Source organism: Acinetobacter sp. YH01018 (assembly GCF_013420295.1).
Lineage (GTDB): Bacteria > Pseudomonadota > Gammaproteobacteria > Pseudomonadales > Moraxellaceae > Acinetobacter.
Genome location: NZ_VOYL01000004.1, coordinates 88,552 through 102,562, shown reverse-complemented (window position 1 = coordinate 102,562; position 14,011 = coordinate 88,552). Strand labels below are relative to the sequence as shown.

Annotated in this window: 12 protein-coding genes; 5 read left to right on the top strand and 7 right to left on the bottom strand. The window is 44.6% G+C overall.

What is annotated here, in order from left to right:
- Window positions 1-76: 76 nt before the first annotated feature.
- The 3 genes from FTT83_RS02825 to FTT83_RS02815 are packed head-to-tail and all read right to left on the bottom strand — an operon-like array spanning window position 77 to window position 2,586.
- Window positions 77-712 carry a hypothetical protein gene (locus FTT83_RS02825; RefSeq protein WP_349927960.1) on the bottom strand — a complete coding sequence of 212 codons (636 nt, stop codon included), beginning with the start codon at window positions 710-712 and terminating at the stop codon, window positions 77-79.
- Window positions 713-737: 25 nt separating this feature from the next.
- On the bottom strand, window positions 738-1,145 hold the full coding sequence (locus FTT83_RS02820; RefSeq protein WP_086195170.1) for a DNA polymerase III subunit chi: 408 nt from the start codon (window positions 1,143-1,145) through the stop codon (window positions 738-740).
- A complete protein-coding gene (locus FTT83_RS02815; RefSeq protein WP_180080839.1) occupies window positions 1,138-2,586 on the bottom strand; it encodes a leucyl aminopeptidase in 1,449 nt (482 codons plus the stop codon). Before FTT83_RS02815 ends, FTT83_RS02820 begins: the two co-directional genes overlap by 8 nt.
- Window positions 2,587-2,745: 159 nt before the next feature.
- Between FTT83_RS02815 and lptF the strand changes: the two genes are divergently transcribed.
- From lptF to FTT83_RS02795, 4 genes are all read left to right on the top strand, one after another.
- Window positions 2,746-3,846 carry an LPS export ABC transporter permease LptF gene (gene lptF / locus FTT83_RS02810; RefSeq protein ID WP_180176204.1) on the top strand — a complete coding sequence of 367 codons (1,101 nt, stop codon included), beginning with the start codon at window positions 2,746-2,748 and terminating at the stop codon, window positions 3,844-3,846.
- 1 nt (window position 3,847) lies between these two features.
- Window positions 3,848-4,918 (top strand): LPS export ABC transporter permease LptG, encoded by a 1,071-nt coding sequence (lptG, locus tag FTT83_RS02805; protein ID WP_166169603.1) that lies wholly within the window; start codon window positions 3,848-3,850, stop codon window positions 4,916-4,918.
- A gap of 122 nt (window positions 4,919-5,040) precedes the next feature.
- Window positions 5,041-6,588, top strand: coding sequence for a 2,3-bisphosphoglycerate-independent phosphoglycerate mutase (gene gpmI / locus FTT83_RS02800; protein ID WP_180176203.1), 1,548 nt, complete (start codon window positions 5,041-5,043; stop codon window positions 6,586-6,588).
- A gap of 26 nt (window positions 6,589-6,614) precedes the next feature.
- On the top strand, window positions 6,615-7,793 hold the full coding sequence (locus FTT83_RS02795) for a S41 family peptidase (RefSeq protein ID WP_180176202.1): 1,179 nt from the start codon (window positions 6,615-6,617) through the stop codon (window positions 7,791-7,793).
- Between the two features lie 25 nt (window positions 7,794-7,818).
- Here FTT83_RS02795 and FTT83_RS02790 read toward each other — a convergent pair whose 3' ends face one another.
- Genes FTT83_RS02790 through FTT83_RS02780 form a run of 3 tightly spaced genes read right to left on the bottom strand, consistent with a single transcriptional unit; the run spans window position 7,819 to window position 11,479 of the window.
- Window positions 7,819-9,231, bottom strand: coding sequence for a sigma-54 dependent transcriptional regulator (locus FTT83_RS02790; protein ID WP_171263153.1), 1,413 nt, complete (start codon window positions 9,229-9,231; stop codon window positions 7,819-7,821).
- Between the two features lie 19 nt (window positions 9,232-9,250).
- On the bottom strand, window positions 9,251-10,816 hold the full coding sequence (locus FTT83_RS02785; RefSeq protein WP_180176201.1) for a PAS domain-containing sensor histidine kinase: 1,566 nt from the start codon (window positions 10,814-10,816) through the stop codon (window positions 9,251-9,253).
- Between the two features lie 27 nt (window positions 10,817-10,843).
- On the bottom strand, window positions 10,844-11,479 hold the full coding sequence (locus FTT83_RS02780) for a response regulator (protein WP_092819249.1): 636 nt from the start codon (window positions 11,477-11,479) through the stop codon (window positions 10,844-10,846).
- Between the two features lie 220 nt (window positions 11,480-11,699).
- Here FTT83_RS02780 and FTT83_RS02775 point away from each other — a divergent pair, with 220 nt between their 5' ends.
- A complete protein-coding gene (locus FTT83_RS02775; protein ID WP_180176200.1) occupies window positions 11,700-12,746 on the top strand; it encodes a serine hydrolase in 1,047 nt (348 codons plus the stop codon).
- A gap of 102 nt (window positions 12,747-12,848) precedes the next feature.
- Here FTT83_RS02775 and thrC read toward each other — a convergent pair whose 3' ends face one another.
- Entirely contained in the window at window positions 12,849-13,988 is a 1,140-nt protein-coding gene (thrC, locus tag FTT83_RS02770; protein WP_086195181.1) for a threonine synthase, read from the bottom strand.
- Window positions 13,989-14,011: the final 23 nt, after the last annotated feature.

Below are 14,011 nucleotides of genomic sequence, written 5' to 3'. Positions count from 1 at the left end.
AAAAGTCCACCGAAATGGACTTTTTTTTGTCATGGCAACAATATTTAAAAAATACCTGAAGTCGCCATGCTGAAACTCAAGTGCCAGGTTTTTCCGAAGATAAATTAGAGTTCTTTAAAATATAGTCAATTTCTTCCTGACTGGCTTGATGCAACTTGGCGCGAAATACAGTCACCGCTTGCTCAATCAGCGTTTCAGCTTCCAATTCCAGACGCAAACGCAGGCTTTCCAGCTCCGATAATATTTCATGGTCAGCAATAGAGAACATGCCCTTGGCAAAATTCAAGGCCGGGCCCGCAGGGTTCTTGTGATAACGTGCAGTATAGGTTTGCGTTTCATGCTCTATATTTTGACGTATAAAAGCCAAGGTATGAACCTGCTCGGCAAATTGTCTTTCTTCGTCTAGCTGTAATGCCCGTGCATAAGCCGCCTGTTCGGCACGCTTATTTTCCAGCGACTGTTCCAGTGCACGTTGCTTGCGCAAGCGCGCTTCTTCAATCAGCTGGGCCTTACGTTCGGCATAGGCATGTTCAATCTTTTCATAAGATTGCTGCTGGGCTTCTTTGTCTTTTTCTAGCCACTTCTGAATATTGGTTTCAGGTTTGAGGACATTGCAGACGCGGTGTAGGTCATCAATAAATGCCTGACGAACAGCCTCAGGTACGTTTAACCAGCGCTGTTTAAAATCTTGACCGACATTTAATGCCACCACATCTCTCCTTATTTCCATTGATCGGTTAAAGCTTGAACGTTCGAGGCTCAATACCTAAGCGTCGATATTGTTTAAATTTTTCACGACCCAGTTGTTTTGCCGATTCATTATTTTCGATGATTTCTATAATGTGACTAAATTTATCAATCTGTTCAAGGGCTTGATTGTTAAAATTAAACACAATCCAGTCAGACTCTTGCGGCAGGCGGGATGAAATGCAAATGCTAGCCTGTTCCTGATCAATGCCATGCGGAATAAAACTGCCAGGATCAAAACTCCACAACTGTTCATCAAGCTGCTGCTGCAAGTCGGTATTTTCGCAATATAACCAGATCTGTGCCGGCTGTTTCAGAATCTTGCGGCACAAACGGCAAGTGCTTTGCACTTGCCGTTCATTGCTTTTTTCAAACAGGTAAAAGCTGACTTTAGCCATTTGACTGCGCACGATTGGCCAGGAACTGAACCAGTAATGGTACAGGACGACCGGTTGCACTTTTGGCTGTACCTGAGTTCCAAGCTGTACCGGCAACATCCAGATGCGCCCAGCGGTATTCACGGGTAAAGCGTTGCAAGAAACAAGCAGCCGTCACAGAACCGGCTTTCGGTCCACCAATATTGGCAATATCGGCAAATGGTGAATCCAACTGTTCCTGATAGTCTTCAATCACCGGCATGCGCCATACCCGGTCAAATGAAGCCTGGCCTGCAGCGGTAATTTCAGCAGCCAATTCGTCATCCGGGGTAAATAAACCTGACAACACTGAACCCAAGGCCACCACGCAGGCACCGGTCAAGGTTGCAATATCAATCACCAGCGCCGGATTGAAACGCTTGATGTATGTCAGGGTGTCGCATAGCACCAAACGGCCTTCTGCATCGGTATTTAAAATTTCCACCGTTTGTCCACTCATGGTGGTCACGATATCACCTGGACGGGTGGCATGACCTGAAGGCATGTTTTCAGCAGCGGCAATGGCACCGACCACATGAATTGGCAGTTTAGATTCACACAGGGCACGGATGGTGCCGAGAACGGATGCTGCGCCGCACATGTCAAATTTCATCTCATCCATGCCCAGACCCGGTTTGAGTGAAATGCCGCCGGTATCAAAGGTTACGCCTTTACCGACCAGTACCACAGGTGCCTGTTCGGTATGGGCTTTATATTCGAGGGTAATCACACGACCTGGACGGTTTGAACCTTTGCTCACCGCCAGGAAGGCATTCATGCCCAAGTCTGCCATTTGCTGTTCATTAATCACAGTGACTTTCAGCAAGTCCGGATATTGTGCTGCCAAGGCTTGGGCCTGTTCGGCTAAATATTCAGGGAAACAGATATTACCTGGGCGATTGCCTAAATCACGGGCCAAATTTTGACCGGATTGCACTGCATGAATCAAAGATAATTGTTGCGGGTTTAATGTGCTGTTTTCGGCAATCAGATGAATTTCTTCAAGGATAAATTCATTTTTCTTCGATTTGTACTCATCAAATGCATAACTGGCCTGAGTCAGCGCCAGTGCAAATAAATAATGCTGTTCAGGGGCTAGGGCAGAAATATCAATACTGATCTGTTTGAATTTTTTTTGTGACTCTTTGATAATATTTTGTGCGATTTTTGCTAATTTGGTCGGCTGAATTTCAGCTGCTTTATCTAGGCCAATCAGCGTGGTATTGGTACAGGCAGCCACTTTGCCGATCAGGGTTAAAGATTCGCATAGACTCGCCTTGAATTGTGCAGCTTCGACTAAACTATTTAAATCATTGATTTGATAAGTGGTCGAGGCCTTTTGCAGCTGTTCGGAATCTACTAATATCAATAAACATGGGCTAGATGCATTCTCTTGGAATGACGTATTAATGGTCAGTTTCATGTGCTGTATTCATGCCTTGGAAAGATTGCAAATCATTAAACCATTGAAACATTTCTATGAATAGGGTTTCAATGCGCAACAACAGTATAGGTTTTATATTTTCACCATTCGGGTAAACTAGCGCTAGTTTTATTTGTTTCTTTTTTGGGAAGAATTAATTTGATTATTCGGCGTTATCTGGTCAAGCAAGTGCTGTCTACCTCCCTGGTGGTCATTGCTTTATTGACCTTAATCATGATGGGTGGTCGGCTGATCAAGTTTTTTGGTGTGGCGGCACAAGGTCGTTTAGATACCAGTATTTTGTTTAGCATTATTGGTTATCGACTGCCAGAATTTTTAACATTAATTCTTCCGCTCGGCTTTTTCATTGGTCTGATGCTGGTGTTTGGCCGTCTCTACGTCGATCATGAGATGGCAGTCATGAATGGTAGTGGCATCAGCCGTAATCAGTTGGGACGTTTGCTGATTCCACTGACTGTGGTTTTTCTTGCGGTTCAAACAGTATTGATGGTGTGGATGTCCCCTTGGGGACTACGTCACTTTGAAGAACTGATCACCAATCAGGCGGTGAGAACCGGTTTCGATTTGGTCCGCCCCAAAGAGTTTATTTCCTCTGGTCCCTATACCATTTATGCAGGGGATTTGTCGGAAGATCGTCACAATTTAAAAGATGTGTTTTTCTATCAGCGTGCTGAAAAACCGGGCAAACCTGATGTCATGATTTTGGCGAAGGAAGCCACCCGTGTAGAAGTGGCTAATGAAACGGCCAGTATTGTGGATTTGGTAGAAGGGCGCCGTTATGAAATTTTCCCGGGAACACCGAAATATACACAAGCAGAGTTTCAATCTTATCGTTTACGTTTAGAAAGTGATCAAGAAGCAAAATTTGAAAGTGCTGAAGTGGAAGCCTTACCAATTGCCAAACTTTGGAACAACCGCAATGATCCTGTCGTTGTGAGTGAATTGGGCTGGCGTCTCTTCGTACCCTTTTCCATTGTGGTTGCCTTAATGCTGGCGATTGCACTGTGTGAAGTAAGCCCACGTCAGGGACGTTATTTAAAACTGTTCCCGGCCTTACTGATTTTTGCCAGTCTGATTGTGGCTCTGATGGCGGTCAAAACGCGCATCAGTAAAGATGAAATGGGCATCTGGGCCTATCCTTTGGTGTTGCTGGCCTATGCTGTTGCCGCAGCACTGTTTTCCCGGAAACAGAAACTGGGACCCAAAATCAAGAAACGAATTCAGCAGGTGAGGTCTTAAAATGTTAGCACGTCGAATAGTCGCCAAACATGTGACCAAAACCACGGCACTTGCCATGCTGGGTGCAACCGCAGTGCTCTCTGTTTTACAGGTGCTGTTCACCTATTTGGGTGAATTGGGTTCGCTGAACGAAAACTATGGGGCTTGGCAGGCATTTCTCTATGTATTATGGGGTGCACCGCGTTATCTCTATGAGATTTTGCCGATCTCTGCCCTGATTGGGGCGGTGCTGGGTTTAGGTACTCTGGCTTCCAATAGTGAGCTGGTGGTGATGCGCTCGGTGGGCATCAGCCTGTGGCGTATTGTGGGCTGGGTGATTCGTTCAGCGCTGATTCTGGTGGTGTTATCCTTTGTCTTAAGTGAATGGGTGATTCCGTATACCAATGAACAGGCCAAAAGTGTCAAAGATCACCGTAGCGCCAGTGCATTGGGTGAGGTGAGGGGCTACTGGACCCGTGAAGGCCAGCGTTTTATTTATATTGATTATGCCAATGCACAAGGCCAGCTTCAGCGTGTTCAGGTGGTCGACTTTGATGACAATTATTATCTGAAAGGTGTACTGAATGCAGAACAGGGCCAGTTCATTAAAGATGGTGACTGGAAGCTGCAGCAGGCAACCCAGATGGATATTCTGCCACAAGGCAATTCTACTCTGCTACAGAGCGCACAGCTACCGCTGGCTTTAGCCCTGCAACCGAAATATGTGCATATGGTCACCATTGACCCTGAGGATTTATCTCCAAGTCAACTGGTAAGTTTTATGAGCTATATGCGTGAATATAGCCAGGTGCCGAAAACCTACCAGCTGGCATTCTGGCAAAAAGTCGGTTCGCCATTTGCCCTAATTGCCTTGGTGTTGATTGCCTGTTCCTTTATTTTTGGTCCCTTACGTCAACAGTCGATGGGTTTCCGTCTGGTCATTGCCTTGTTTACTGGCTTGGGATTCTTCTATCTGCAGGACTTTTTGGGCTATGCCAGTCTGGTCTATTCACCATCACCGGCCTGGTTCGTGTTTGTGCCGATTGTGCTGATGCTACTGGTCGGTGGTTATTTACTGCGCCGTGCACGTTAAACTGCTCCGACAGTGATAAAAAGAATGTGCATGATCAGCTTTAGTCATGATCTGCACATAGAGTCTTGACCGAAAATTCGGTAAGATATGACGATGAAATTGTAAACAAAAGAGTGTTCATTATGACGGATGCAACTGCTGGCAAAATCCCTCACGTATTGGTAATCATGGATGGTGTGGGTCATCGCGAAGTGGTCGAAGACAATGCTTTCCTGGCAGCAAAACGACCTAACTTAACGGCTATGCAACAACAGCATCCCCATGGTTTGATTTCAGGTTCAGGTGAAGATGTCGGCCTGCCTGACGGTCAAATGGGCAACTCTGAAGTGGGTCATATGAACCTTGGTGCAGGTCGAGTGCTGTATCAGGATTTCACTCGTATTACCAAAGACATCCGTAGCGGTGCTTTTTTCGAGCATGAAGTGCTGGTCGATGCGGTTGAAAAAGCCAAAGCCGCAAATGGTGCAGTCCATATTTTGGGCTTGCTGTCGCAAGGTGGCGTGCATTCGCATGAAGATCATATTGTAGCCATGGCTGAACTGGCATTAAAACGTGGTGCAAAAGTTTATCTGCATGCTTTCCTAGATGGTCGTGATACACCGCCTAAAAGTGCACAGCCATCTCTAGAAAAACTCGATGCATTGTTTGCCCAATATCCGGGTCAAGGCCGTATCGCTACCCTGATCGGCCGTTACTTTGCCATGGACCGTGACAACCGTTGGGATCGTGTAGAACAGGCCTACCGTCTGCTGACTGAAGGTGAAGCTGTACGTACTGCTGCAACAGCCGTTGAAGGTCTGGAACAGGCTTATGCAGCTGAAGAAAGCGATGAATTTGTCAAAGCCACCCGTATCGGTGATGTGGCGAAAATTCAGGATGGCGACAGTGTGGTATTCATGAACTTCCGTGCCGACCGTGCGCGTGAAATCACCAAGGCCTTTGTCGAAAAAGATTTTTCCGGTTTTGAACGTAAAGTGGTTCCAAACCTGTCTAAATTTGTGATGCTGACCCGTTACCAGGCGACCATTGATGCACCTGTGGCCTACATGCCTGAAGCGCTGAAAAACTCGATTGGCGAGTATTTATCAAGTCTGGGTAAAACACAGCTGCGTATTGCCGAAACAGAAAAATATGCCCATGTGACTTTCTTCTTCAGTGGTGGTCGTGAAGATGAATACCCGGGTGAAAAGCGCATTCTGATTCCATCTCCAAATGTTGCAACATACGATTTGAAACCGGAAATGAGTGCTTTCGAAGTGACTGATGAACTGGTTGCTGCGATTAATTCAGGCGAATATGACTTGTTGGTTGTGAACTATGCCAATGGTGATATGGTGGGGCATACTGGTGTATTTGATGCCGCAGTGAAAGCAGTGGAAGCAGTAGATACATGCCTCGGTCGTGTCTATGAAGCGGTGATGGCACAAAAAGGTCATATGCTGATTACTGCCGATCATGGTAATGTAGAGCAAATGCAGGACTACCAGAGCGGTCAGGTACATACGCAACATACCACTGAACTGGTTCCGTTTATATATGTTGGCCCAACTTCTGCCACCATTGCTGAAGGTGGTGTACTTGCAGATGTCGCACCGACATTGTTGAACCTCATGCAAATTCCTGTACCTGAAGAAATGAAAGGTCGTAATTTGATTACTTTAAAATCATAAAAAATTTCGTATAAACAGGTGGATGGATGGCTTTACAGCGCTGGAAAAAGGTTGTCATTTTAACAACGTTATTCATGTGTGTGAGCCATTCCGCTTTTGCTGCGGTAAAAGGCAAGGTACAGCCTGTTTTAGATTTTGATGATGAAGCTGAACAGAACTATGCTGAAGTTCCGGTGGAATCGATTCAGCAGTTCGTGCAGATTTATAGCATTGTCAAAGAAAATTATGTCAATGAAAAAAATGACGAAGCCTTATTTCAACAAGCGATTAAAGGTTTGGTGAGCGGGCTAGACCGTTATTCCCGTTATTTAAGTCCAGAAGAATATAAGCAGTTATTACAATACACTGAAGGGGATATCGCCTCTGTCGACTTTGAACTGACCTATGATCCGCAATTGCATCAATGGGTCATTCAAGGCTTAAAGGAAAATGCGGATTCAACCAAGCAAGGTTTGCGCAATGGTGTCAGTGTATTCAAGATTGATGACCAGGAGCTGAAAAAATTCAATCATGATCAGGTGAATAGCCTACTGAATGGTTCGATTGGTTCGACCTTAAGTTTACAGCTTGCACAAAATAGCAAGCCGTTGATTTTAGTCCGCAATAAAAAAATAGAAACCGATATTCAGGCAACCTTATTGCATAATCAGGTGCTGGTGATCAAGGTCAGGGTTTTTCAGCAAGATACAGCCAATGAAATCAAACGCCTGATTGAAGAGCATTCTACTTCACGCTTGAAAACGGTGTTATTGGATTTAAGAAATAACCCTGGCGGATTGTTGTCCGCTGCGGTTGAATCGGCTGATCTGTTTTTGAACCAGGGAATCATTGTTTCAACCAAAAGCCGTTCCGAAGGCGACCAGCAGTTTCAGGCCCTGCCCAGTTTTGAGTTTCAGAATTTAAAGTTGGGTATTTTAATCAATAACCGTTCTGCCTCTGCCGCTGAAGTCTTTACTGCCGCGATGAAAGATCATGGCCGTGCCTGGGTGATCGGGGATAAGAGTTACGGAAAAGGGGTGGTACAAAAACTGTTCCCACTTTCCAACGGTGCAGCTTTACAGATGACGGTATCGCATTACTACACTCCTAAAGGGCAGATGATTGAAGGGGTAGGTATTCAGCCCAATCAACACTATCTGCAACATGAAATGAAAGAAGAAAACTATCTAGAACATGTTGCAGAGATCATTTTAACTCATAAATAAAACGGCCTGATCCTTAAAAAATGGTCTAGTCCTCGTCGGTATCTAAACCAAATTTTTTCAGTCGATAACGCAAGGAACGGAAAGACATGCCCAGTTTCTTGGCAGCCAGTGTTCTGTTCCAATGGGTTAAATTTAATGCATTGAGTAAAATATCTTTTTCAATATTTTCCAGATAAAGCTCCAAACCTTCATCGGGTAATTTCTTGGAAGACATCACGATGTCACTGCGCAAGCTGTGCGGGTCTTCCGTTACCTCTGGCACTGCTACAGTAGGGTAGCGTAAAGGTGCGCTTTGCAGGTGTTGCAAATCGATTCTTTCATCATCGCTTAAGGTAATGGCGCGTTCAATAATATTGCGCAGTTCGCGGACATTGCCGGGATAATACTGACTCAGTAAAAAGCTTTTCGCACGATCAGTCAGCTGTTTTTGCGGAATATCCCATTCCTGACTAATTTTCTGAATAAAGTGATGCGCCAATAAAATAATATCGTCACCGCGGTCACGCAGTGGAGGCAAGACCAGATCCATGACATGGATACGGAAAAACAAGTCCTGTCTAAAGCGGCCTTGCTGAACCAGGGCTTCCAGATCCTGGTGGCTGGCACTAATCACCCGGAAATCGACATCAATTTCACCATCTGAGCCGACTGGACGAATCCGTTTTTCCTGTACGGCACGCAGCAGTTTAACCTGCATGTTTAAAGGCAGTTCGGCAATTTCATCCAGAAACAGACTGCCGCCGTGGGCAGACTGAATTAGACCCTGTTTGTCTTGTGTAGCGCCGGTAAAGCTGCCTTTTTTATGCCCGAACAGTTCGCTTTCCATCAATTCAGTCGGAATGGCGCCGCAGTTAATGGCAATAAAAGGACCTTCATTACGGTTACTGAGGCGATGCACCAGATTGGCAATGACTTCTTTTCCTGTTCCGGATTCACCGGTAATAAAAACAGGTGCCTGAGAGCGGGCAATTTTATTTAAGGTCACCCGTAACTGTTGAATTGGCAGTGACTGTCCAATTAACAGTTTTTGCTCCAGGCTATCTTCCTTGATCTGCAAATGATCTTGTGGTTTGTTAAAGGCTTTTTGCAGGAGCTGTTCCAGATGCTTCTGATTTACGGGTTTGCTGACAAAATCGAAGGCACCGGCTTTGAGTGCTGCGATGGCAATTTCCATATTGCCATATGCCGTCAGTACCGCCACGGGTACGGATGGAAAGTGCTGGTTAATCCATTCCACCAGTTGCAGTCCATTGCCGTCCGGTAAATTTAAATCGGTTAGACAGGCATCATAGCGGTATTCGGACAAGAATTTTTTGGCCTGTTCCAGACGATAGGCAATATGGGTTTTAATTCCAATACGAGATAACGACATTTGCATGAGGGTACACAAATCTTCCTCATCATCCACCAATAAGACAAGTGGTTGTTGTTCCACAATACACCCCAGCAATTTTCATTTATAAAGCAACTTGCAGGCATTCTATCCGAAAGCATGCTCCCTTTTCTTGTTTTACATAGTTCAGTTTTGCCTGATTGGCTTCACAAAAACTATGTGATAAGTACAATCCTAAACCTGTTCCTGTGATTTCGGTACTAAAAAAAGGTTGAAATAAATAAGCCAAATCCTTGGATGCAACGCCGGCACCAAAATCACGAACATCAATACGCACATTGTTGTCATGTAAGTAAACATTCAACTCGATATGTGAATGCTCGGGTGCATTATGTCGAATGGCATTGCGAATCAGGTTAATCAGCACTTGACGAAGTTGTGCCTCGTCAAAATGAACAAAAATTTTACTTTGAACAGTATATTTAATTTGGGGTGCAATATCAGCCAAATCTTCCAGAATCAGTAGGGGAATAAACTGTTTCAACTGAATGGTTGAGGGGTGGGTTTCTTTATTGCGCACCATATTCAGCGTGTCTTGTACAATCCGGTCAATACGCTGTGTCTGCTTGGCAATCATTCGGCTCAATACCGCCTGTTGCTGCGGGTCACTATCACTCAAAAGTTCATTGGCCTGAACAATGGCGGCTAGAGGATTGCGAATTTCATGGGCAATACTGGCGGACAGTTGCCCAAGTGCCGCGAGTTTTAATTGTTGTACACGTTGATTGAGCTTGGTGGCATCCTGCAATACCAATAATGTCAGGGTTTGTTGTGGCACCATGAGCTTTTGCACTTCAATATGCATATGATAATGACTGAGTTGTGACTCAAACTGAAATTTTTCCCCATCTCGCAGTTGATCAAATTTAAGCAATTCAAATAAATCCGGCTGAGCCTTGTATAAGGGATATTTGTCATAAGCATAGAGTGGAGGAATGCCTAAAAGCAGGCAGGCAGCCGGGTTGCTCAGCACAATATGACAATTTTCATCTAAAACCAGATACCCCAGTTCGATCTGTTCCAGAATATAGCGATTCAGGTTTTGCAGCCGGTTTAATTCCAAAGACTGCGAAAAATTTAAATTTTCAAGCAGTTGAAAGCGTTTTACTGCAATTTGCCCACTGCCATACACCACTAAAAACAGAAAAGCCAATATCGCACTGTTGCCAATATTATTCAGTGAAGAAAAATCAAAAATACTGCCTAAAAAAAGCTGATAAATCACACTGATCACGGCAATCAGGGTAATGATCAAAGCCTTTTGGGCATCAAGTAATAACGAGGCCGCGAAGATAGTAATCACAAACAGCAAACTCAATTGCAGGTTCGGACCATCGACGGCCAAGGTGAGCAAGCTTAAAGCAATGACATCGACAACAAATAACAGTGGGAGTTGCTGGGCAGTTTTAAAGCGTATGCTTTTGAGTATTATTAACTGGATAAAACTTGCCGATACGTAGCCGATTAGCACGTAAAGATAAAGCTGTTGGTAGTGGTAATCTAGACTTAAGCGCTGATACGTGAGTAAGAAAATCAGCAGAAGACTGGTCGCAATAATGAGTCTATAGGTGCTATACCAAATACCTAAATGATATTGGTTAAACTCTAAATTATGGGTATTTTGCGTCATGCAAGTCTTCTAGCAAGCCAAAGGGCCTTAAGGTTTAATCAGGCCATAGCGAATGGCCAGATGAGTCAATTTGACATCACTATCTAGATTCAGCTTTTCGAAGATGCGGTAACGGTAAGTATTCACCGTTTTAACACTGACAAAAAGTTTATCGGCAATTTCCTGGGCACTAATACAATTGACCACCATCATTGCGACCTGCATTTCGCGTTCCGACAAGGCATCGAAAGGAGATTGCTGGGTGTCGGAAAGGTAAGAACTGGCCAGTTGTTCGGCAATGTCGGCACTGAAATATTTTCCGCCTTGCATGACCTTGTTGATGGCACGTACCATTTCGGAAACCGGTGCACCTTTGGTGATATAGCCTTTCGCCCCGGCTTTCAGTAATAAGGAAGGATAGGGTTCCTCCGCCAGACCACTGACAGCCAGTACTTTGGTTTCAGGGGCTGTTTGCAATAGGCGTCGGGTGGTTTCCACTCCGCCAATGCCCGGCATGTTGACATCCAGCAAAACGACATTCGGATGATGATGACGGACTAAGTTAATCGCTTCTTCACCAGATTCAGCCTGACCAATCACTTGAACATCCGCATGGTCTTCGAGCATACGGCAAATTCCGGTACGTACCAATTCATGGTCATCTACCACTAAAACTGTGATCACCTAGTTCTCCCTCATCTCAAAAAAATGCATTTTTTTGTTACATAAAGCAAAATAAGCTTGCAATGAAATGACAAAATTAGCAATCCTATTCTTTATCTTTCCATTAAATGTTATACACAATGTTGTGAGTAACAAAAAGTGTTCATATTTGTGTTTAAATGTAAGCATTTTTGAGGGAATATACAAATGTATATTGCCTTCTTGAGTTGAGTAAATCACCGTGAAAAATTCGAAAAAATCTTTAATGCATGTGCTAGGCATATCGATTCTGCTAGGCATAAGTTCAACCAGTTTTGCTGAGCTGGTGATGGATGCGTCTAAAGGGGCGGGACAAGCGACGTTAAACTGGTCCTCTGAAGATGTGAGCCAATTATTAAACGGTGATGCTTCAGCTGAAGAAGTCTCTCCACAAGGTTCAACAAAAGTAACCACTTCTGTACGCAGTTCAAATGCTGCAGCTACTCATTCTGCACCCAAGGCTGTACAGATTTTAAATAATTCCAGCTATGGCAATCAGCCTTCGGTTAATGCCCGTGCTGCTTTGGTGATGGATGGCCAGACAGGTGAGGTTTTATACAGTAAAAATAGTAATACTGCCTTTCCAATTGCCTCTCTAACCAAGCTGATGACTGCTGTGGTCATTGCTGATGCGCGTTTAAACATGTCTGAGACAATTACCTTACAACAGGCTGACTTTTCTTGTTCAGGCTGTAAGAGTTCAAGCTCAACGCTCCGTGCGGGTGATAGCATGAATCGCGCTGAAGCTTTACTGTTTGCTTTAATGAAGTCTGAGAATCCGGCTGCTTCTGCATTGGCACGTACTTATCCAGGGGGACGTTCGGCTTTCATCGCAGCGATGAACAAAAAAGCCAAAGTACTTGGAATGAATTCAACCCATTATCTGGAGTCAACAGGTTTGAACCCGGGTAATGTTTCTTCAGCGCGTGACCTTGGTATTTTGGTCAATACCGCATCGCAATATGGTTTGATTCGCCAGTTCTCGACCACTCCAAGCTATGACTTTAACCTTGGTTACCGAGTATTGAAATCGAACAATACCAATGCGTTAGTCCGTAATGGTGGCTGGAATATCAATATTTCTAAAACCGGTTATATCAATGAAGCAGGACGTTGTGTAGCCATGCATACCACTTTAAATAACCGTCCGGCTGTGGTTGTACTGCTTGGAGCAGATTCTTCTGCCGCACGTACCAATGATGCCACCCGTTTAATGACTTGGGTTAGCCAGTTACCCAAGCGTATTTAAGGCTGAATTTGGAGAAGTCTTCAAATCTACTCAACATTTGAATGCTTCTAAATGAAAAAACCCTGCGATCGCAGGGTTTTTTTTCTTCGGTCTAAATATGCATTACATATTAGAAAGAATAGAGTCTTTCACTTGATCCATAGAGGCATCGATAGACAACATCACGGCATCAGAACACTGTTTGATGGCAGTGTCAGGGTCTTTCAGGCCATTACCGGTTACTGTACATACGATAACAGAACCTTCAGCAATTTTACCTGCTTTAATATCACGAATCGCACCACCGATAGACGCTGCAGAAGCAGGTTCTACGAATACACCTTCATACATAGAAAGTAAGCGTTGTGCTTCTAAAATTTCAGTATCAGTCAGTTCATCGAACCAGCCTTTTGAATCACGTACCACCGCTTTGGCATGATGCCAGCTTTGCGGGTTACCAATACGAATCGCTGTAGCTACAGTTTCAGGGTTTTCAACCGGTGCACCACGCAGGAACGGCGCAGCACCAGATGCCTGGTAACCGACCATGGTTGGCAAGCCTTCAGGTTTAGGACCAGTGAACTGATCAGTTGCAGCATCATAAACCACTTGTTCAAACTGCTCTTTAGGCTGGTTGGCAACAGCTTCAGTATAACCCATCCAGTGAGCCGTGATATTACCTGCATTACCCACTGGCAAGCAGTGATAATCTGGAGCACGACCTAACTCATCCACGATTTCATACGCAATGGTTTTTTGACCTTGCAAACGGTAAGGGTTGATAGAGTTTACAATCGTCACAGGTGCTTGGTCAGCCACTTCTTTGACCAGACGCATACCGTCGTCGAAGTTGCCGCGGATTTGCATGGTGACAGCACCATACATCATCGCTTGTGCCATTTTGCCCATGGCAATTTTGCCTTCTGGGATTAAAACGAATGCTTTGATGCCAGCACGGGCAGCATAAGCAGCAGCAGCAGCAGAAGTGTTACCGGTAGAAGCACAGATAATCGCTTTAGAGCCTTCTTCAACTGCTTTAGTAACCGCCATGGTCATACCACGGTCTTTAAATGAACCAGTCGGGTTTAAGCCCTCGTACTTCACATAAATTTCAACATTTTTGCCAATAATGCGTGGAATGTTCTCAAGCTTGATCAGTGGCGTATTCCCTTCGCCTAAAGAGATTGCGCGAGTAGTTGCAGACACTGGTAAACGGTCGCGATAGCGGTCAACTAAACCAGTATAACGATTGGCATTAGACATGATGATGTTCCAATTGTGTGTAG